Annotated in this window: 18 protein-coding genes and 3 tRNA genes; 14 read left to right on the top strand and 7 right to left on the bottom strand. The window is 70.1% G+C overall.

Annotated features, from left to right (window positions below):
* Positions 1 to 4 precede the first annotated feature (4 nt).
* The gene (locus RBR11_RS14900; RefSeq protein WP_308490158.1) at positions 5 to 697 is read right to left on the bottom strand and encodes a response regulator; all 693 of its coding nucleotides are present in this window, start codon (positions 695 to 697) and stop codon (positions 5 to 7) included.
* Positions 694 to 2,331, bottom strand: coding sequence for an ATP-binding protein (locus RBR11_RS14895; RefSeq protein ID WP_308490157.1), 1,638 nt, complete (start codon positions 2,329 to 2,331; stop codon positions 694 to 696). The genes RBR11_RS14900 and RBR11_RS14895 overlap by 4 nt, the downstream gene beginning before the upstream one ends.
* A 178-nt stretch (positions 2,332 to 2,509) precedes the next feature.
* On the opposite strand from RBR11_RS14895, the gene RBR11_RS14890 reads away from it, so the two are divergent.
* From RBR11_RS14890 to RBR11_RS14875, 4 genes are all read left to right on the top strand, one after another.
* A complete protein-coding gene (locus RBR11_RS14890; RefSeq protein ID WP_308490156.1) occupies positions 2,510 to 3,364 on the top strand; it encodes an ABC transporter ATP-binding protein in 855 nt (284 codons plus the stop codon).
* A complete protein-coding gene (locus tag RBR11_RS14885) occupies positions 3,361 to 4,287 on the top strand; it encodes an ABC transporter permease (RefSeq protein WP_308490155.1) in 927 nt (308 codons plus the stop codon). Before RBR11_RS14890 ends, RBR11_RS14885 begins: the two co-directional genes overlap by 4 nt.
* A gap of 68 nt (positions 4,288 to 4,355) precedes the next feature.
* Positions 4,356 to 5,456, top strand: coding sequence for an ABC transporter substrate-binding protein (locus tag RBR11_RS14880; RefSeq protein WP_308490154.1), 1,101 nt, complete (start codon positions 4,356 to 4,358; stop codon positions 5,454 to 5,456).
* Positions 5,457 to 5,928: 472 nt separating this feature from the next.
* Complete coding sequence (locus tag RBR11_RS14875) at positions 5,929 to 6,561, top strand: hypothetical protein (RefSeq protein ID WP_308490153.1); 633 nt, start codon at positions 5,929 to 5,931, stop codon at positions 6,559 to 6,561.
* A 186-nt stretch (positions 6,562 to 6,747) separates the two neighbouring features.
* Here the strand turns inward: RBR11_RS14875 and RBR11_RS14870 are convergent.
* The 3 genes from RBR11_RS14870 to RBR11_RS14860 form a co-directional block, all read right to left on the bottom strand.
* Positions 6,748 to 6,820: transfer RNA gene (locus RBR11_RS14870), tRNA-Phe, on the bottom strand.
* 80 nt (positions 6,821 to 6,900) lie between these two features.
* Positions 6,901 to 6,974 (bottom strand) — tRNA-Asp (locus tag RBR11_RS14865).
* A 27-nt stretch (positions 6,975 to 7,001) separates the two neighbouring features.
* Positions 7,002 to 7,074 (bottom strand) — tRNA-Glu (locus tag RBR11_RS14860).
* A gap of 244 nt (positions 7,075 to 7,318) precedes the next feature.
* Here RBR11_RS14860 and RBR11_RS14855 point away from each other — a divergent pair.
* Positions 7,319 to 8,701, top strand: coding sequence for a M23 family metallopeptidase (locus RBR11_RS14855; RefSeq protein ID WP_308490152.1), 1,383 nt, complete (start codon positions 7,319 to 7,321; stop codon positions 8,699 to 8,701).
* A gap of 140 nt (positions 8,702 to 8,841) precedes the next feature.
* Here RBR11_RS14855 and ppa read toward each other — a convergent pair whose 3' ends face one another.
* The gene (gene ppa, locus RBR11_RS14850; protein ID WP_308490151.1) at positions 8,842 to 9,333 is read right to left on the bottom strand and encodes an inorganic diphosphatase; all 492 of its coding nucleotides are present in this window, start codon (positions 9,331 to 9,333) and stop codon (positions 8,842 to 8,844) included.
* A gap of 78 nt (positions 9,334 to 9,411) precedes the next feature.
* Here ppa and tilS point away from each other — a divergent pair, with 78 nt between their 5' ends.
* From tilS to folP, 5 genes are all read left to right on the top strand, one after another.
* Positions 9,412 to 10,407, top strand: a complete 996-nt coding sequence (gene tilS, locus RBR11_RS14845; protein WP_308490150.1) for a tRNA lysidine(34) synthetase TilS — start codon at positions 9,412 to 9,414, stop codon at positions 10,405 to 10,407.
* A gap of 51 nt (positions 10,408 to 10,458) precedes the next feature.
* Complete coding sequence (gene hpt / locus RBR11_RS14840; RefSeq protein WP_308490149.1) at positions 10,459 to 11,010, top strand: hypoxanthine phosphoribosyltransferase; 552 nt, start codon at positions 10,459 to 10,461, stop codon at positions 11,008 to 11,010.
* A gap of 158 nt (positions 11,011 to 11,168) precedes the next feature.
* Positions 11,169 to 13,172: an ATP-dependent zinc metalloprotease FtsH gene (gene ftsH, locus RBR11_RS14835; protein WP_308490148.1), complete on the top strand. Its 2,004-nt coding sequence runs from the start codon at positions 11,169 to 11,171 to the stop codon at positions 13,170 to 13,172.
* 2 nt (positions 13,173 to 13,174) lie between these two features.
* The gene (gene folE, locus RBR11_RS14830) at positions 13,175 to 13,768 is read left to right on the top strand and encodes a GTP cyclohydrolase I (RefSeq protein ID WP_308490147.1); all 594 of its coding nucleotides are present in this window, start codon (positions 13,175 to 13,177) and stop codon (positions 13,766 to 13,768) included.
* Positions 13,765 to 14,556, top strand: a complete 792-nt coding sequence (folP, locus tag RBR11_RS14825) for a dihydropteroate synthase (protein WP_308490146.1) — start codon at positions 13,765 to 13,767, stop codon at positions 14,554 to 14,556. The genes folE and folP overlap by 4 nt, the downstream gene beginning before the upstream one ends.
* A gap of 18 nt (positions 14,557 to 14,574) precedes the next feature.
* On the opposite strand, the gene RBR11_RS14820 is transcribed toward folP, so the two are convergent.
* Positions 14,575 to 15,681: a substrate-binding domain-containing protein gene (locus RBR11_RS14820; RefSeq protein ID WP_308490145.1), complete on the bottom strand. Its 1,107-nt coding sequence runs from the start codon at positions 15,679 to 15,681 to the stop codon at positions 14,575 to 14,577.
* A gap of 190 nt (positions 15,682 to 15,871) precedes the next feature.
* Between RBR11_RS14820 and RBR11_RS14815 the strand changes: the two genes are divergently transcribed.
* From RBR11_RS14815 to RBR11_RS14800, 4 genes are read left to right on the top strand one after another with little or no spacing between them, the layout of a single operon-like run.
* Positions 15,872 to 17,242 carry an ABC transporter substrate-binding protein gene (locus tag RBR11_RS14815; protein WP_308490144.1) on the top strand — a complete coding sequence of 457 codons (1,371 nt, stop codon included), beginning with the start codon at positions 15,872 to 15,874 and terminating at the stop codon, positions 17,240 to 17,242.
* Entirely contained in the window at positions 17,242 to 18,189 is a 948-nt protein-coding gene (locus RBR11_RS14810) for a carbohydrate ABC transporter permease (RefSeq protein ID WP_308490143.1), read from the top strand. Before RBR11_RS14815 ends, RBR11_RS14810 begins: the two co-directional genes overlap by 1 nt.
* Positions 18,186 to 19,127, top strand: a complete 942-nt coding sequence (locus tag RBR11_RS14805; protein ID WP_308490142.1) for a carbohydrate ABC transporter permease — start codon at positions 18,186 to 18,188, stop codon at positions 19,125 to 19,127. Before RBR11_RS14810 ends, RBR11_RS14805 begins: the two co-directional genes overlap by 4 nt.
* Positions 19,128 to 19,167: 40 nt before the next feature.
* On the top strand, positions 19,168 to 20,193 hold the full coding sequence (locus RBR11_RS14800; protein ID WP_308490141.1) for a hydroxyacid dehydrogenase: 1,026 nt from the start codon (positions 19,168 to 19,170) through the stop codon (positions 20,191 to 20,193).
* Positions 20,194 to 20,227 lie beyond the last annotated feature (34 nt).

The following is a 20,227-nucleotide window of genomic DNA, read 5'->3' as shown; positions in this document are numbered from 1 at the left end:
GCGCTCACTGCTTCCGCACGGCGTACCGGTGCTCGGGCCTGCCGGTGCTGCCGTACCGCAGCTCGAGGCGCAGCACACCCGACTGCTCGAGCTGGGTGAGCGCGCGCTGCGCGGTGGCGCGGCTGATCCCGATCGCGGTGGCGACCTCCTGCGCAGAGGCGTCCGCTCCGCTCGCGGCCACCGCGTCGCGCACGGCCTGCAGCGTCGGCGCGAGCCGCCGCCCCTCCTCGACCGGGGTTGCAGGCGCGGGGCGGAGTAGATCGAACAGGCGGTTCACGTCGTCCTGGGTCGCGGCGGCGCCGAGCGCGGCGATCCGCTCCTGCGCGTCCCGGAACGCGGTGAGGCGGGCGGACAGCTCCGCGAATCCGAACGGCTTGACCAGGTAGTGCAGGGCGCCGAGCTGCACGGCCCGGCGCACGGTGCCCAGGTCGTTCGCGGCCGAGATCACGATCACGGCGGGCGGATCCGGATCCGCGAGCAGCTCCCGCACGACCTCCAGGCCGTCGCCGTCGGGCAGATACACGTCCATGAGCACGAGGTCGGGCCGTAACTCGCGCGCCTGCCGCAGCGCCTCGGCGGCGGATCCGGCCTGACCGATCACGCGGAACCCCGGCACGGCCTCCACGAACCCCACGTGCACGTTCGCGACCCGGAAGTCGTCGTCGACGACGAGCACGGTGGATTCCGTCGCGCTCATTCCGCACCTCCTTCTGCCGGTGCGGCGACCGGCTGATGCCCGGTGCCGCGGGGGACGACGACGGTGAACGCGGCCCCGTCGTGGTTCTCCACGGTGACGGTACCCCCGAGCCGCAGCGCCGTGGTGTGCACGAGCGACAGCCCGAGCCCGCTGTGCCGGGTGAGGGATCCGCGCTTGGTGGTGTAGCCGCTCTCGAAGATCCGCTGCACCGATCCGTCGGGCACCCCCGGCCCGTTGTCGGAGACGCGGACGGTGAGAGACCGCGGCGTCTCGACGACCTCGACCACGACGCGGCGAGGGGCGGGGGAGTCGGCGAGGGCGTCGAAGGCGTTGTCGATCAGGTTGCCCAGGATCGTGACGAGCGCCTGCAGCCGGTCCGTCGCGGGTCCCAGATCCGTCTCCGGGGAGATCACGAGGTCGATCCCGCGCTCGGTCGCCTCCGCGGCCTTGCCGAGCAGCAGCCCGACGATCATGGGTGCGGCGACGTGCGTGCGCAGCGTGCGATCGAGGTCGGCGGAGGTGCCGCGGATCTCGTTCAGGTACTGCAGCGCCTCCTCGGGGCGGCCGAGCTCGAGCAGGCCCGCGACCGCGTGCATCCGGTTCGAGAACTCGTGCTGCTGCGCCCGGATCGACTCGGCGAAGCTGCGCTCGCCGTCGAGCTCCTGGGTGAGCGCGGTCACCTCGGTGCGGTCCTGCAGCGTGAGCACGGCGCCGTGCGGGCGGCCGGCGAGCGTCACCGGCATCCGGTTCAGCACGAGCACGCCGGTGTCGGTCACCGCGATCGCGTCCTTGACCTCGGACGTGCCGGTGAGGGCATCGCGGATCGGGCTCGCCGCGAGCACGTCGTCGAGTCGGCGCCCTCGTGCCCCCTCGGGCAGGTGCAGCAGCCGCTGCGCCTCGTCGTTCACGACGGTGATGCGGCCGTGCGGGTCGATCGCGATGACGCCCTCGCGGATCCCGTGCAGCGTCGCTTCGCGCTCCTGCAGCAGCCGGGCGATCTCGTCGAGCTCGAGCCCGAACGTGCGGCGCTTGAGCAGGCTCGCGAGGCCGAACGACACGATCGCGCCGATCCCGAACGCGAGGACGAGCCAGGCCGCGTACAGCGGCAGCTGCCCGAGCAGCTCCGCGGCGACGCTGGACTCGCGGATGCCGACCGACACCTCGCCGATCACATCGCTCGCGGACGTCCCGCCGTCGATCCCGAACACGGGCACGCGCGCGTTCGCGGTCGTGCCGGTGGATCCGATGTCGGTGCCGAGGTGCACCCTGCCGTCCCGCGCGACCACGTCCTCCGACACCTTCTGCCCGATCAGCGCCGGATCCGGGTGCGAGTGCCGCACCCGGTCCATGTCGATGACGACGACGTAGGCCGCCCCGGTGCGCTTCGACGTCGCGGTGGCCAGGCGCTGCAGATCCGGGTCGCAGTCCGCGGTCGGCGTCGCGAGGCAGCGCTGCACGTCGGGGACGTCGGCGAACGCCTGCGCGATGTCCGCGGCCCGGGCCTGGTAGTCGGAGGTGAGGTTCGCCCGTGCGGTCCACGCGAACAGCACGAATCCGATCAGCAGCGAGGCGCTGAGGATCCCGACCTGAGCCAGAAGGATCAGGGTCGAGAGTCGTCGGATCCGTCGTCGCATCACATCGGATTCTCTCACCACGGCGGGCACCCGAAGGCTGCGCAGAACGCGCAAAAAGAACGGCAACGCGCACAACGGGCGGCAATGCGCGCAAGCGCGACGGGGGTGGACCCGCGGGGCGAGCATCGTTTCACAGCACGGCGCAGGAGCCGATGCGGGTAAGACAGAGAGGTCTGACATGAGTGACACACGAGCGACGGCGCACGTCGCTGGAGGCAGCGGGGGCGAGGCCGCACGGATCGACATCGTCGGTCTGAGCAAGCGCTTCCTCACGCCGAAGGGCGAGACCTTCACGGCGATCCGCGACGTGACCCTCACCGTCGAGCCGGGGCAGTTCTGCGCGATCGTCGGGCCGACCGGCTGCGGCAAGTCCACCACCCTGGCGCAGGTGTCGGGGCTGGAACGGCCGAGCGCCGGATCCGTGAGCGTCGGCGGACGGATCGTCGACGGCATCACGCAGGGCGTGAGCTACATGTTCCAGGCCGACTCGTTGTTCCCGTGGAAGACGGTCCTGAACAACGTCATGATCGGCCCGATCCTCACCGGGACGCCGAAGAAGGAGGCGACCGCGCTCGCCCTCGACTGGCTGCGCCGCGTCGGCCTCGCCGGCTTCGAGGACCGCTACCCGCATCAGCTCTCCGGCGGCATGCGCAAGCGCGTCGCGATGGCTGCGGCGCTCATCAACCGGCCGCGGATCCTGCTCATGGACGAGCCGTTCGGGGCGCTGGACGTGCAGACCAAGGCGATCATGCAGACCGAGCTGCTGCACCTGTGGGAGGAGCTGCGGCCCTCCGTGCTGTTCATCACGCACGACCTCGACGAGGCCGTCGCGCTCGCCGACCGGGTGGTCATCATGACCTCGAGCCCCGGCACCGTGAAGGACGTGTTCGAGATCGACCTTCCCCGGCCGCGCGGTGACGTGCAGCAGATCCGGCACGAGGAGCGCTTCCTCGAACTGCAGGGGCAGATCTGGGAGTCGCTGCGCGACGAGGTCGACCGGGCCTATGCGAAGACGGCGGGGGTGGCGGCATGAACGACGTGCTCTCCGTTCCGCCGAAGACGGACATCACCGGGAAGCTCGGCTATGCGGCCGACGATCCGCGCAACTTCTTCCGCCCCGAGTCGGAGGTGGAGCTCCAGGCCGCAGGACGACGCGCGCGCCGGCGCCGCACCGCCTGGGTGTGGATCGGCCGGGTCGGCCTCGCCGTCGTCGTCATCGGCGGCTGGCAGCTGTTCACCGAGCTGAAGATCGTCGACAAGTTCTTCTTCGGCCAGCCCACCGGCGTCTGGGACAGCCTCGTGCACCTGTTCACCGAGGGCACCGCGTTCGGATCCATCTGGGCCAACCTCTGGGTCACCGTGCAGGAGGCTCTGCTCGGCTTCCTCGTCGGCACGCTCGCCGGCGGCGTCATCGGCATCCTGCTGGGCAGCAACCGCTACCTCGCCGAGGTGTGCGGCCCGTACATCAAGATCGTCAATGCGATCCCGCGCATCGTGCTCGGCTCGATCTTCATCGTCGCGTTCGGCCTCGGGATGCCCGCCAAGGTGCTCCTCGCCGCCGTGCTGGTGTTCTTCGCCGTGTTCTTCAACGCCTTCCAGGGCGTGCGCGAGGTGGACCAGAACCTGATCTCGAACGTGCGGGTCCTCGGCGCCTCGCCCTTGCAGGTCGCCCGTCACGTGACGATCCCGTCCGCGATGACCTGGATCATCGCGAGCCTGCACACCGCGTTCGGCTTCGCGATTATCGGCGCTCTCGTCGCCGAGGTGCTCGGCGCCCAGCAGGGCATCGGCCTCATCATCAGCCAGGCGCAGGGATCCTTCGACGCCGACACCGTGTTCGCCTGCATGGTCATCATCGCCGTGTTCACGCTCGTCGCCGAGTACCTGATCTCGCTGCTCGAGAAGCAGGTGCTGAAGTGGCGCCCGCCGACCCGGTCCGAGGCGTCCTCGATCTGACCTTCCCCTCCCGCACCACACCCTCACCAGGAACGCCGACCCGATCGGCGCAACGAAAGGAAACCCACATGAACAAGCGCGGCATCGTCGCCGTCGCGGCGGCCGGAGCACTGGCGCTCGGCCTCGCAGGCTGCAGCGGCGGAGCGACCGCCACCGGCGGTTCCAGCACCGCCGGGGCGAGCAACGGCACGCCGGAGACCGTGAAGATCATGGTCGGCGGCATCGACAAGCAGATCTACCTCCCGTACAAGCTGGCCGACCAGCTCGGTTTCTACAAGAAGTTCGGCGTGAACGTCGAGCTCTCCACCGAGCAGGACGGCGGCGTCGGCGCCGAGGACGCCATGATCTCCGGCCAGGTCGACTTCGCCGGCGCCTGGTACAACCACGCGATCGAGCTGCAGCCGAAGGGCAAGGAGGTCATCGACGTCGTGCAGCTGTCCGGCGCGCCGGGCGAGCGCCTCATGTGCACCGACAAGAGCGGCGTGAAGTCGGCCGCCGACATCAAGGGCAAGAACATGGGCGTCACCGACCTCGGGTCGGGCACCGACAAGCTCACCCAGTTCATCGCTCACCAGGCCGGCCTCAAGCCGACCGACTACCACACCGTCGCCGTGCACGCCGGTGCGACCGCGATCGCCGCTCTGCAGCAGGGGACCGCCGACTGCGCGATGACCACGCAGCCGACCGTGACCGCGCTGACCACCCAGAACGTCGCCAGCACCACGGTCGACCTCGCCACCACCGAAGGCGCGAAGAAGGCCCTCGGCGGCGCCTGGCCGGCCGCTGGTCTGCTCGGTCGCTCGGAGTGGGTGAACGCCCACAAGGACGCCACGCAGCGGGTCGTCAACGCGCTCGTTGCGACGATGCACTGGATCAACGAGCACTCCGCCGCCGACATCGCCGACAAGCTGCCCGCCGACTACGTGAACAACAAGACGATCACGAAGGACCAGTACGTCGCCGGTCTCACCACCGACAAGGGCCAGTTCCTGCCCGACGGCATCATGCCTGCAGGCGGGCCGAAGACGATCCTCGACATGGAGAAGCAGCTGGGCCTGGACACCTCGAAGGTCGACCTCTCCAAGACGTTCACGAACGACTACGCGCAGAAGGCCAACAAGGACGCCGGCACGAAGGTGACGACGACCGCGGCCGGCTCGGACGGCTGACCCGTCCCCGAGTCACCGCAACCCGGTCCCTGACCGCGAAGGGACGAAAGGCCGGGCGCTCCCCAGAAGGGGGCGCCCGGCCTCTCCGTCGTTCCCGATCACTCCGGCACGGGGCGCCGCCCGTTTGCCTGCGGGTGGGCGATCCCGATATTCTGGACAGGATTTGCAACACCGCAGGGATATTCTGGGATATCATTACCGCAAGTCCTTGTAGTACGAGCAGGCTTGCCATCCCCAGTGGCATTGACATTTAGCGTCCCCAGCGCATCGTCGTCTGCTGTCAAGGACGGAAAGGCCCTCGATCATCCGTCCCCAAGCGATGACCGAGGGCCTTCACCTTTCCCGGCGCATGCAACCGGCGGCATGGATCCATGCCGGGGTCCACCGCGGCTGACGCAGTGGACCGTCGAGCACCGGGAGCCGGATCCGGTCGGCTGAGCCGGAACGTGCGCGATCCGGGTTAGCGTGGGGCATGACCGCCGATCCCGGACCCGATGACGCCGACGTCGAGGTCGGTTTCGACTTCGACGAGGTCGACTTCGTCACCTCCGACTCGCATTTCGGGCACGTCCGCATCAGCGAACTCGCACGGCGTCCGTTCGACACCGTCGACGAGATGGACGCGGAGCTCATCCGACGGTGGAACGAGACCGTCCCGCCCGACGCGACGGTTCTGCATCTCGGCGACCTCGCCCTCGGCCCGATCGCCGAGAGCATCGCCCGCACAACGGCCCTGAACGGCCGCCGGCTGCTCGTGCCCGGCAACCACGACCGGGTGTCGGCCGCCACGCAGACGCAGCGCGCGATCGAGCGGTTCCGGCCGATGTACGAGGAGGCCGGGTGGACCGTCCTGCCGGAGCTGCTGCACGGAACCCGTCGCGGCCGGATCCTGCTCGCATCGCACTATCCCTACCGGGGAGACACGCAGCCCGAGGGTCGTCTGGTCGGACACCGCCCCGTCGACCGCGGGCTGCCGCTGATCCACGGCCACATCCACGCTCATGACCACGGCCCCGACGGGCACCAGTTCCATGTCGGCGTCGACGCGTTCGATCTGCACCCAGTGCCGTTCGAGGTGATCGACGCGTGGCTCGAGGGGTTGTGACCGTGACGCGACGCGGCGCTCGGCGTCGGCGCCTTCCTCGTCGGCCTGGGCCGGTGCGTTGCCCTGACCGCGCTCTCGCTCTGGATCGGCTACGTCATCATCCGCACGGCGGTGCGGAAAGGACGAAACCCCCGCGATGTAGAAGCTACGCGAGGGTTCCTGGGGTGATTGTAACGATCACCCTTGTGGCTCCGACCGGCATCGATCCGGTGACCTTTCGATTTTCAGTCGAACGCTCTACCAACTGAGCTACAGAGCCGCACTGGTCGGAAGGTGGAAGCTTCTGACCAGTGTCCTAGACGAAAGGCCCTCTCCAAGGAAAGGGCCTGTCGCTCGGAGCGACCCTGACGGGACTTGAACCCGCGACCTCCGCCGTGACAGGGCGGCACGCTAACCAACTGCGCTACAGGGCCAGAACTATGAAATTGTATCGGTAAGAGTGACCCCAACGGGATTCGAACCCGTGCTACCGCCGTGAAAGGGCGGCGTCCTAGGCCGCTAAACGATGGGGCCGGAGGCGAACCTCGGGGGTTCCCTTGCCGACGCTCAAGCATAAAGGATCCGCGAAGCAAAAAGCCAATCGAGGGCGCGTCGGGCGGGATCCCGGGCGTGTCCGGGGGAGGATGGCGGCATCCCAGCGGCCTGTCAGACCGCTCCACCACGAGAAGGAATCCCCGTTCCGATGCGGATCCGGGGGTTTGCCTGCGTGGCTGATGTTGTTAGTGTGACTTGAGTGAAACCGGCGAAAGGGAGCCGTGTGAACGATCCGAACATCGATGACGTCGAGCGCGGCCGCCGCCGGACGTCGGTCCTTCGTCGTGCCCGCGGGCGGAGGATGACCTTCGCGCACGGGCGCGGACTCCGTCTCGGTGCGCTCAGCGTCGCCGCGGTCGGCGCGCTCGTCGTCGGCCTCATCGGCGCCGCCCCCGCCGCCCTCGCCGACGACTACCCCTCCTGGGACGACGTGCAGGCGGCCAAGGCCAACGAGGCCGCCGCCGGCGCCGAGACCACCCGGGTCCAGGGGCTCATCTCCGGCCTCACCCAGCGCTCCGCCGACGCCAAGGCTGCCGCCGAGCAGGCCGGCAACGAATACTTCGCCGCGCAGCAGGCGCTCTTCGCCGCCGCCCAGCGCGCGACCGACCTGCAGGCGCAGGCCGACACGCAGAAGAAGACCGCGGACGACTCCGCCAACCGGGCGGGGCAGGTGGCCGCGCAGCTCTCCCGCACCGGCGGCGACAACACGTCGATGCAGCTGTTCTTCTCGGGATCCAAGAGCAACGCGGATCAGCTCCTGCAGCGCCTCGGCCAGATGGACCGGCTGCTGGCGGGCACCCAGGCCGTGTACGACAAGGCGCTGGTCGAGAAGAACACGGCGAAGGCCGTGAGCGACCAGGCCGTGGTTGCTCGCACCGAGCGGGACCGGCTCGACAAGGTCGCCCAGGACAAGCTGCAGAAGGCGCAGGCCGCCTCGAAGGCCGCCGACGCCGCGCTCGCCGATGAGCAGACCCACCTGGGCCAGCTGCAGGCGCAGCTCGCCGCGCTGCAGGACACGACCGCGAAGACCGTCGCCGGCTACCAGGCCGGTGAGGCGGCCCGCGCCGCTGCGGCTGCCGCGGCGGCCGCCGCAGCAGAAGCCGCTCGCCAGGCCGCGGCCGCCGCAGCGGCTTCGGGCGGCGGAGGCGGCGGTGGTGGCGGTGGCGGCTCGGGCCCCGGCAACGGCTGGGTGCGTCCGTACGGCGGCTGGCAGTCCTCCGGTTACGGACCGCGCGTCCCCGACTGCAACGCCAACGGCTGCTCCTCGAGCTTCCACTACGGCGTCGACCTCGCCGACGGCCGCTGCGGGTCCCCGATCTACGCGGCCCACGACGGCGTCGTCACCTACGCCGGCTACAACGGCGGCTACGGGAACTACATCCGCCTCGACAACGGCGGCGGCATCGGCACGGGCTACGCCCACATCGAGCCCGGCGGGTTCAACGTCTCCTGGGGAGACTGGGTCAGCGCCGGCCAGGTGATCGCCTATTCGGGCAACACCGGCGGATCCTTCGGCTGCCACCTGCACTTCGAGGTGTACCAGGGCAGCCAGGGCGCCATCAACCCGATCATCTTCATGGAGAACCGCGGCGTCGACATGTCCTGACCCGCTCGTTCCACGAGAAGACCCCCGGCCCGCTCACGCGGGATCCGGGGGTCTTTCTCGTCGCTTCGACAGGCTCAGCGACCGGGGAGGCTCAGCGACCGGGGAGGTTCGGCGACCCGGGAAGGCCGGCGACCGACGGGTCAGTGGCCCTCGTTCGCGAAGCGCTGGACGGCCTCGTCCAGGATCCGCTGCGCCTCGGCGGCGTCGCCCCACTGGTCGACCTTGACCCACTTGCCGGGCTCGAGGTCCTTGTAGTGCTCGAAGAAGTGCGAGATCTCCTTCTTGGTGTACTCGGCCAGGTCGTCGACGTCCTGGATGTGCGACCAGCGCGGGTCCTTCGACAGCACGGCCACGAGCTTGTCGTCGCCGCCCGCCTCGTCGCTCATCTTCAGGACCGCGACCGGGCGGACGTTCACGACGACGCCGGGGTAGATGGCGTGGTCGAGGAGCACGAGCACGTCCAGCGGGTCGCCGTCCTCGCCGAGCGTGTCGTCGAAGTAGCCGTAGTCGGCCGGGTAGCCGAACGTCGTGTAGAGCACACGGTCGAGGTGCACCCGCCCGGTCTCGTGGTCGACCTCGTACTTGACGCGGCTGCCGCGCGGGATCTCGATGACGGCGTCGTGTGCGCTCATGCCTGTGCTCCTTGAGAAGACGGGAAGGATACCGGCGACAAGCCTAGCGGGGGAAGCCCGGGCGACTAGCGTGAGGGCATGCCCGACGCTCCTCTGAATCCCGCCGTCGCCGAGGTCAGGCTCGCGGTGCGCACTGCGCTCGCCGCGCTGCCGGACCGGCCCGCCACGGTCATCGTGGCACTCTCCGGCGGGGCGGACTCGCTCGCCCTGGCCGCCGCGACCGCCTTCGAGGCACGCGCCGCCGGCATCAGGGCGTTCAGCGTCACGGTGGACCATCGTCTGCAGGACGGATCCGATCGGATCGCGGCAGAGGCCTCGAAGAAGGCGCTCGGGCTGGGGATCGGCGCCCTGGTGCAGGCGGTCACCGTGTCCGCGACGACGGACGGCCCCGAGGCCGACGCCCGCGCCGCCCGGTACGCCGCACTGCGCGGGATCGCCCAGCGGGAGGACGCCCCGGTGCTGCTCGGGCACACGCTCGACGACCAGGCCGAGACCGTGCTGCTGGGCCTGGCCCGCGGATCCGGCGCCGGCAGTCTGCAGGGGATGGCGCCCGTCCGCACCGACGACGACGGCGTGCGCTGGATCCGCCCGCTGCTCGGCGTGCGCCGCACGACGACCCGCGCCGCCTGCGCCGCCGAAGGGCTCGAGCCGTGGGACGACCCGCACAACGCCGACCCGCGCTACCTGCGCGTGCGTGCCCGGGAGCGGGTGCTGCCGGTGCTCGAGGCGGAGCTCGGACCGGGCATCGCCGAGGCCCTGGCCCGCACCGCCGAGCAGCTCCGCGAGGACGCCGAGGCGTTCGACGAGATGATCCACGAGACCATCGAGGACATCGTCGAGCACGCCGAGGCCGGGATCTCCGTGAGCGCCGCCGCGCTCGCTGCCAATCCCGCCGCCCTGCGCAACCGGATCATCCGGCTCGTCGTGCAGAGCGAGTTCGGCGTCGGCCTGACCCGGAGGCAGACGGTGGAGGTCGCCCGGCTCGTGACCGACTGGGCCGGGCAGGGGCCGATCGACCTGCCTGGATGCACGGCCGCCCGGAGGGGCGGACGGATCGTGTTCGCCGCCCGCTGAGCGCGGGCGGCCTCCCCGGGACAGGGGCATCCGGTCGCATAAACTCGACCCATGCGCGCTGCCGACGTCCAGGAAGACCTCTCCCAGATCCTCGTCACCGAGGAGGAGATCCGCGCCAAGCTCGACGAGATCGCCGCGCAGGTCGCCGTCGACTACGCCGGCAAGGACCTGCTCCTCGTCGGTGTGCTCAAGGGTGCGGTGATGGTCATGGCCGACTTCGCCCGGGCGCTGCCGTTCCCGGTGCCGATGGACTGGATGGCGGTATCGAGCTACGGGGCGAGCACCCGCTCGAGCGGTGTCGTGCAGATCCGCAAGGACCTCGACACCGACCTGCACGGCAAGCACGTGCTGATCGTCGAGGACATCATCGACTCCGGCCTGACCCTGAGCTGGCTGCTGGAGAACTTCGAGTCCCGCGGTGCCGAGTCGATCGAGGTGCTGGCGCTGCTGCGCAAGCCCGAAGCGGCCAAGGTGCACATCGACTGCAGGTACGTCGGCTTCGACATCCCCACCGAGTTCGTCGTGGGCTACGGCCTCGACTACGCCGAGCGCTACCGCAACCTGCGCGACGTCGCCGTGCTCGCCCCGCACGTCTACGCTTGACGCGGCGCGGAGCCGTGCCGCGAAGCGGTCGTTGATGCGTGACGGGTCAAGGGTGAGCGAGGACGCGCAGCGACCGAGACGAAACCCGGGCGTTCACGGTACGCCGTGGGCGAATCCCCAGGAGCAGCCAAGCGCTGTCGCGCTACGCTGAACGGATCATGGATGTCAAGAAGGTCACGCGTAATCCGCTCACGTATGTGGTGCTGATCGGTCTGCTTCTGATCGGCGGCTTCATGCTGATCAGCAACCTGGGATCCTCTTCGCAGATCTCCACCCAGCAGGGTCTGGAGCTGCTGAAGGGCGACACGGTCACCAAGGTGGTCAACACCGACGGCGATCAGCGCGTGGACCTGACTCTCTCGACGCCCTTCAAGGGCTCGAGCACCGTGCAGTTCTACTACGTCCAGGCCCGCGCGTCCGAGGTCGTCACCGCGATCGACGACGCGAAGCCGAAGGACGGCTACAACGACGCCGTGCCGAAGGCGAGCTGGTTCGACGGCTTCCTCTCCATCCTGATCCCGATGCTCCTGCTCGGCGTGCTGTTCTGGTGGCTGCTCTCGAGCGCCCAGGGCGGCAACAGCAAGATCATGCAGTTCGGCAAGTCCCGGGCGAAGCTCGTGAACAAGGAGAACCCGACCGTCACGTTCGTCGACGTCGCGGGCGCCGACGAGGCGATCGAGGAGCTCCAGGAGATCAAGGAGTTCCTGCAGGATCCGGCAAAGTTCCAGGCCATCGGCGCGCGGATCCCGAAGGGCGTGCTGCTGTACGGCCCTCCCGGAACCGGCAAGACCCTGCTCGCCCGCGCCGTCGCCGGCGAGGCGGGCGCCCCGTTCTACTCGATCTCGGGATCCGACTTCGTCGAGATGTTCGTCGGCGTCGGCGCCTCGCGCGTGCGCGACCTGTTCACGCAGGCCAAGGAGAACGCCCCCGCGATCATCTTCATCGACGAGATCGACGCCGTCGGCCGGCACCGCGGCGCGGGCCTCGGCGGCGGCAACGACGAGCGCGAGCAGACCCTGAACCAGATGCTCGTCGAGATGGACGGCTTCGACCCCAACGCGAACGTCATCGTGATCGCCGCGACCAACCGTCCCGACATCCTCGACCCCGCACTGCTGCGCCCCGGCCGCTTCGACCGCCAGATCGGCGTGGACGCGCCCGATCTCAAGGGCCGGCAGCACATCCTCGAGGTGCACGCGAAGGGCAAGCCGCTCGCGAACGGCGTCGACCTCGAGGTCGTCGCCCGGAAGACCCCGGGCTTCACCGGCGCCGACCTGGCCAACGTGCTCAACGAGGCGGCGCTGCTCACCGCGCGCTCGAACGCGCAGCTCATCGACAACCGTGCCCTCGACGAGGCGATCGACCGCGTCATCGCCGGCCCGCAGCGCCGCACCCGCGTGATGAAGGACAAGGAGAAGCTCATCACGGCGTACCACGAGGGCGGTCACGCTCTCGCGGCGGCGGCGATGAACTACACGGATCCGGTCACCAAGATCACGATCCTGCCCCGCGGCAAGGCGCTCGGCTACACGATGGTGCTGCCGCTGGACGACAAGTACTCGGTCACCCGCAACGAGCTGCAGGACCAGCTCACCTACGCGATGGGCGGCCGCGTCGCCGAGGAGATCGTGTTCCACGACCCCACGACGGGTGCCTCGAACGACATCGAGAAGGCGACGTCGATCGCCCGCAGGATGGTGCTGGAGTACGGCATGACGACCGAGCTCGGCCCGGTGAAGCTCGGCGCCGAGGGCGGCGAGCCCTTCGCGGGCCGCGACATCGGCCGCGGACGCGAGTACTCCGAGACCATCGCCGAGCGGGTGGACACGCAGGTGCGCGCGCTCATCGAGCAGGCGCACAACGAGGCGTACGAGGTGCTCAGCGCCAACCGCGACATCCTCGACCAGCTCGCCCGCGAGCTGCTCGAGAAGGAGACGCTCGACCACAACCAGATCGCCGAGATCTTCACGGACGTGCGCAAGCTCCCGGAGCGCCCGCAGTGGCTGTCCAGCGAGGACCGCCCCGTGTCGCTGCTGCCCCCGATCGAGATGCCGCAGCGCGACGTCGAGCTCGGCACCGCGGCGAATGAGGCGGCCCCGCCCGCCTCGGCTCCCCGCCCGGGTGCGGCGGGCGGCGGGAAGCCGCGCCCCGCGACGGCCTGACCGTGGTCGTCGACACCCAGCGCGTCGCCGCGCTCACCCGTGAGCTGCTGCTCGCGATCGGCGAGGACCCGGAGCGTCCCGGTCTGAAGCAGACCCCGGCCCGCATGGCCGATCTGTACACCGAGCTGTTCGCCGGCGTCGGCGAGGACCCCGGGGCGCCGCTCGCCCGCACGATCAGCGTCTCGCACGGCCCCGCGCCCGACACGCTGCCGTCCGGCGCCGTCGTGCTGCGCGGGATCCGCTTCCGCTCGGTGTGCGAGCACCACCTGCTGCCGTTCTCCGGGCACGCGCACATCGCGTACCTGCCGGGGGAGCAGGTCGTCGGGCTCGGCGCGCTGGTCAGGGTGGTCGAGATCCTCGCCTCCCGCCCGCAGGTGCAGGAGCGGCTCGGCGAGCAGATCGCCGACACGATCGCCTCCCACCTCGACGCGCAGGGCGTGCTCGTGGTGCTGGACGCCGTGCACGGCTGCGTCACGATGCGGGGCGGCCGGCAGACCGAGGCGTCCACGCTCACGATCGCCGCGCGCGGTGCGTACACCGATCCGGTCGCGCGCGCCGAGCTCATCGCGCTCATCGGCCAGGGGTCCCCCGCATGACCTCGATCTGGGGGATCGTCAACGCCACGCCCGACTCGTTCAGCGACGGCGGGCGCTACGCCGACGTCGACGCCGCGGTCGCGCACGGCCTGCGGCTGCGCGCCGACGGGGCCGCGGTGCTCGACATCGGCGGGGAGTCCACCCGGCCCGGCGCCGAGCGGGTGCCCGTGGCCGAGGAGCAGCGCCGCGTGCTGCCGGTCATCGAGCGGCTCGCCGCCGAGGGGATCCCGGTCAGCGTGGACACCCTGAACGCCGCGACCGCCGCCGCCGCCGTGCGCGCCGGCGCGCGGATCGTGAACGACGTCTCCGGCGGGCTCGCGGATCCGGAGATGCTCGCGGCCGTCGCCGAATCCGGCGCCGACATCGCCCTCGGGCACTGGCGCGGGCCCTCCGCGGACATGTACGCGCGCGCCGAGTACGTCCGCGTCGGACGCGAGGTCGCCGGGGAGCTGCGCGAGCGGATCGCCGCCGCGGCCGCCGCCGGGATCGCCCCCGCCCGCATCATCGTGGATCCGGGGATCGGCTTCGCGAAGACCGCCGCGCAGAACTGGACGCTGCTGCACGATCTCGCCGACATCGTCTCCCTCGGCCCGCGGGTGCTCGTGGGCACGTCGCGCAAGCGGTTCCTCGCCGACCTGCTCGGCCCCGACGCGGACGAGCGTCGCAAGGACCTGGTGACCGCCGTCACCAGCGCGCTCGCCGCCCGTGCGGGGGCCTGGGCCGTGCGCGTGCATGATGTCGCGTCGACCCGCGACGCCCTCGCCGTGCTCGACGCCTGGGACCGCTGAGCGGATCCTGCGCGGCGACTACGCGCCGCCGCCGGTCTGCTCCCGGGGCGGCGCCACGGAGGAGCGGAGCCGCAGCTCCGGCAGCAGATCGGTGTGCCGGATCGGCTGGTCCGGGTCGGCGATCCGCTCGAGCAGCGTGCGGGCCGCCAGCGCGCCCACGGCGTACTTGGGCGGGGCGGCGGCGCTGAGCGGCACGTCCGAGAGGGCGGCCATCACGTCGTCGTAGGCGATGATCGAGAAGTCCTCGGGAACCCGGAGCCCGTGCCGGATGAGGCGCTGCGTGAGCATCACGGCGTCGACGTCGGTGTGCACGAGCGCCGCGGTCACGCGCCCTGCCAGCACCTCGGTGACCAGGGCGTCGAAGTCGTACGGCCGGTCCTTCTCCCGCTGCTGCGCCGACACCGAGTGGTCCGGCGGCTTGGAGTACACCAGGTCGGCGCCGTCCAGGCCGAGCGCCTGCTGCGCCGCGGTGTAGCCCCGGTACAGCTGGGGGCGGGTCGGCGTCGGCTGCGCGGCGAACGCGATGCGGCGGTGTCCGAGCGAGGCGAGGTGGCTCACCGCCTGGTAGGCGCCGCGGGCGTGGTCGGTGCAGACCCGGTCCAGGGCGTCGAGAGGGGTGCCCAGCGCGCCGTGCCGCTCCACGAGGACGACCGGGGTCGACAGCTCCGAGATCCACGACTCGTGGCCGGGCGTCCGGGCGTCGTCGTCCGGAGGCGTCGGGCAGAGGAGCAGGCCGTCGGCACCGGCGGCGACCATCGACGCCACGTGCTCCGGCTCCTCCTCGGTGCGGTAGTCGGACACGCTGACGATGAGCCGGCCGTTCTCGGATTCGACGACCTCGCGCGCCGCGGCGACGATCTCGCTGAAGTAGTACGTGACGGTCGGCACGAGCATCCCGATGACCGGGCCGCTCGCGGACGGCTCGCGCGGCTCCGGGGCGACCGGCCAGGACACCCGCCCGTGGCTGCGCTTGAGGTGCCCGGACTCGGCGAGGCGCTCGACGTCCCTGCGCACCGTGACGGCCGAGATGCCGAGCTCATCCGCGAGGTCTGTCACCCGCACGGTGCCGTGCTCGCGAACGAACGCCAGGAGCTCGTCCTGGCGACGGCCGATGGGTTCCCGCATGCCGTGCATCTCCTTCGTTCGCGATGTCAGCGTACCGGGACGGCCCGCCTCGAGAAATGATCATATTCACTCCCAAATGATCATGTGAAGGGAAATATCGGAAAAATGTTGCGAATGATCGAACGAGCCGCTTAGGCTCCCCCTGTCCCTGGAATCAGTCCGAGGTCCGCCCACACAAAGGAGTGCGTCTGTGATCCCCACCTTCCGTTCCGACACCGGCCGCCGCGGCCGCGGTCGCCTCGTGCGGCTCGCCGGCGCTGCCGCCTCGGTCGCCGTCCTCGGCGTGCTCGCCGCGTGCAGCTCGGGTCCCTCCGCCGCCGCGCCCAGCGCGACCGCCGTCCCCACCGTCGACCCGAACCAGACCTACAACATCACCTACTGGTCGTGGACCAAGGCCAGCCAGCAGGCCGTGGACGCGTTCAACGCCGCCCACCCCCGCATCCACGTCACGTTCGAGCAGATCCCGAGCGGATCCGCCGGCGGCTACGCCAAGATCTCCGACGCGTTCAAGGCCGGCAACGGCCCCGACGTGTTCAACGCGGAGTACCCGAACCTGCCCGGCTTCGTCGCCGCGGGCCAGGTGGCCGACATCAGCGGCTACATCGACCCGAAGCTCAAGGCGAAGTACGTGCCCCAGGCCTGGGATCTCACCACGCTCGGCGGCAAGACCTGGGCGGTGCCGTACGACCTCGGCGTGCAGGTCATGTACTACCGCACCGACCTGTTCAAGAAGTACGGCCTCAGCGTGCCGAAGACGTGGGACGAGTACCGTGCCACCGCGCAGAAGCTCAAGGCGGCGGCTCCCGACACGTACCTGACGAACTACACCGTCGACTCCGGTGCGGCGCTCGCGGCGTTCTCCTGGCAGGCCGGCGCCCAGTGGTTCAGCACCTCGGGCGACACCTGGAAGGTGAACTTCACCGACAGCGCGTCCAAGAAGGTGGCGTCGTACTGGCAGGGCATGATCGACGACGGTCTCGTCGACAAGGTGTCGGGGGCGGCCCAGGGCTACAACGCCGACCTCGCCAGCGGCAAGATCATCACGCAGCTCAGCGCGTCGTGGCAGGCCGCCTACATCCCCGGCACCCTGCCCGATCAGAGCGGCTTGTGGGCGGCGGCCCCGATGCCGTCGTTCGACGGCAAGCCGGCCAGCGGCATGCTCGGCGGATCCTCGTATGCGATCGCCAAGTCGTCGAAGAACATCGCCGCCGACGTCGAGTTCGCGCAGTGGATGACCAGCCAGACTGCCGCCATCCAGCCGCGCGTCCAGGGCGGCGGGTCGAGCGCGTTCCTGAGCAACTCGAACGCGGCATCGGTCGCCAAGAGCAACTTCACGTCGACCTACTACCCGAGTCAGAACCCGTACGAGGTGTTCCCGGCCGTGGCAAAGGGCCTGAAGCCGTGGACCTGGGGTCCGACCATGACCGGCACGAACGTCGCCATGGCGAACGCCGCCCAGGGGCTCGGCGCGAACGCGACGGTCCTGCAGGTGCTCCAGGCCGGCCAGAAGGACGCCATGGATGAGATGAAGTCCATGGGCCTGAGCGCGAAGGCCGGATAGTGACCTCTCTCGCTGAGAAAGCGCCGCGGCGGACGGCCTCCCGGTCGTCCGCCGCGGCGCGGCAGCGCACCAGGGCGGCGCTGCTGCTGATGGCGCCGTTCTTCGTGCTGTTCCTGCTGGTCACGATCCTGCCGGTGTTCTACGCGTTCGGGCTCAGCCTGTTCCAGGAGAAGTCCTCGGGCCTCGGCTTCGGCGGCAGCGGACCGCAGACGGTGTTCGCCGGCTTCGACAACTACGTGCAGGTCATGTCCGATCCCATCTACTGGGCCGGATACCTGCACACCCTCGTCTACGCGGTGATCGCCGTCCCCGTCGTACTCGTCGGCGGCATCGTCATCGCCCTGCTGCTGGACTCGGTCTACGCCCGCGCCAAGCGGGCGTTCCAGCTCGGCCTGTTCATCCCGCACCTCGTTCCGGGCGTGATCGCCGCCCTCATCTGGCTGTACCTCTACACGCCGCAGATCAGCCCGATCGTCAAGATGCTCGCCGGGGTCGACATCCACGTGAACCTGTTCGGCGCGGAGTGGACGTATCCCACCGTCGTGAACATCACGCTGTGGGAGGCGCTCGGCTACAACATCGTCATCTACTACGCGAGCCTGCAGGCCATCTCGCGCGACGTGCTGGAGGCGGCGACCATCGACGGCGCCGGAGAGCTCCGCACCGCATGGAGCATCAAGCTGCCGCTGATCGGATCCTCGGTCGGCCTCACCGCGCTGTTCGCGGCGATCGGGGCGATGCAGCTCTTCGCCGAACCGCTCCTGCTCGCCACCGGAGGCTCGACCAACGTCACCCAGACCTGGACGCCGAACCTCTACGTCTACACCGAGGCGTTCACCAAGACGAACTACGGTCTCGCCGCGGCAGGATCCATCATCCTCGCGGTGATCGCGGGAGGGCTCTCCTTCGCGCTCACCCGCTACGCGAAACCAGGAGTCGACCGATGACCGTCGAAACCGTCGAGACCGCCGTGCCGACGACCGAGAGCGTCGTGCTGCCTCGCGGAGCCCGCTCGCCGCGGCGGCCGGGGCGCACCCCCGGGGCCCGCCCGCGCGCGATGTCGCGCACCGCGGTCAACGGCGCCCTCGTGCTCGTGGCCTGCTACACGTTCTTCCCGTTCATCTGGACGGTCTTCGCCGCGACGAAGAACTCCGGCGCGATCCAGGTCGGCGACGTCCTGAGCTTCAAGGGATTCGACCTCGCCAACAACATCCATCTGCTCGTGAGCTATCACGGCGGCATCTACTTCCGCTGGTTCGCGAACTCGATCCTCTACGCCGGGGTGGGCGCCGCCGTCGGCGCGCTGATCTGCGTCGCCGCCGGATACGCGTTCGACAAGTACGAGTTCCGCGGCAAGGAGAAGCTGTTCCTCCTCGTGCTCGTGGGCGTGCTCGTGCCCTCGGCGGCGACGACGCTCCCGCTGTACCTGCTCGCATCGAACGTGCATCTGGTGAACACCTACTGGGGCGTGCTCATCCCGTCGCTGGTCAACCCGTTCGGCGTGTACCTGGCCCGGATCTTCTCGGCCGGCTACGTCCCCGGCGAGGTCATCGAGGCGGGCCGGATCGACGGCGCGAGCGAGTTCGCGCTGTTCCGCCGGCTCGCGCTGCCGATGATCGGGCCCGGCTACGTGACGATCCTGCTGTTCCAGTTCTCCGGGATCTGGAACGGCTTCTTCCTCTCGCTCGTGATGCTGACGAACATGCAGCTGTTCCCGGTGAGCCTCGGCATGTACGAGCTGAACAGCTCGCTGGCCTCCAACGGGCCGGAGCTGCTGCCGATGGTGATGCTCGGTTCGCTCCTGTCGATCATCCCGCTCATCGTGATCTTCATCTCGCTTCAGCGGTACTGGAAGGCCGGACTGACCGCCGGGAGCGTGAAATAGAGTGAACCATCCACTCCCGACCGTCGAGGGGTTGCACGAGATGAGCGACGCACCGTCCACCGAACGCCTCGACGTCCTCGTCGCGATGCCCGAACCGCTCGTCGGCGCGATCTTCCCCGACGCGCTCCGCGCCCGGCTGGACGCCGTGGCGGACGTCGACTGGTCGACCGTGCTGAGCGGGTTCTCGGCGGACGACGCCCGGCTCTCGCGCGTGCAGGTGCTCCTGACGAGCTGGGGCGCGCCTCTCCTCGACGCCCGGGCGCTGGCGCTGATGCCGCGGCTGCGCGCGGTCGTGCACGCGGCGGGCTCGGTCAAGCACCATCTCGGCCCCGAGGTGTGGGACCGCGGAGTCGCCGTGACCTCGGCCGCCGAGGTCAACGCGCTGCCCGTCGCCGACTACACCCTCGCGGCCGTGCTGTTCGCCGGCAAAAGGGTGTTCCGCAAGAGCCACGACTACGCGCAGGGGGTCTTCGGATCCGACGTCACGGATCCGCGGATGGGCAACACCGCGCGCACGGTCGGGATCATCGGCGCCTCGCGCGTCGGCCGCGCCCTGCTGCCGATGCTGGCCCGGCACGGGTTCCGCCTGCTGGTGAGCGACCCCACGCTCGACGACGCACGGATCCGCGCCCTGCTGCCGGGGTACCCGGTGGAGCCGGCGGATCTGATGACGATGATGCGCGAGGCGGACGTGGTCAGCCTGCACGCCCCCGAACTGCCGGAGACGCACCACCTCATCGACGACCGGATGCTGAGCGCGATGCGCGACGGCGCGGTGCTGATCAACACGTCGCGCGGATCCCTCGTCGACACCGAGGCGCTCACCCGGCACTGCGCCTCAGGACGGATCGACGCGGTCCTCGACGTGACCGATCCGGAGCCGCTGCCGCGCGAGCATCCGCTCTTCGCACTGCCGAACGTGCTGATCACGCCGCATGTGGCGGGCGCGCTCGGGTCGGAGCTGCAGTGCTTCGGCGACTTCTCGGTGCGGCAGATCGAGCGCCTCTCCGTCGGGCTGCCGTTGGAGGGGCAGGTCACCAGCGCCGAGCTGGGCCGGATCGCGTAGCGCGGGCCGGGTGCGACGAACGGCCGTGCGGCGG

Source organism: Microbacterium capsulatum, assembly GCF_030865425.1.
In the GTDB taxonomy this organism is placed as follows: Bacteria; Actinomycetota; Actinomycetes; order Actinomycetales; family Microbacteriaceae; genus Microbacterium; species Microbacterium capsulatum.
This window is presented reverse-complemented; position numbering and strand designations above follow the sequence as displayed.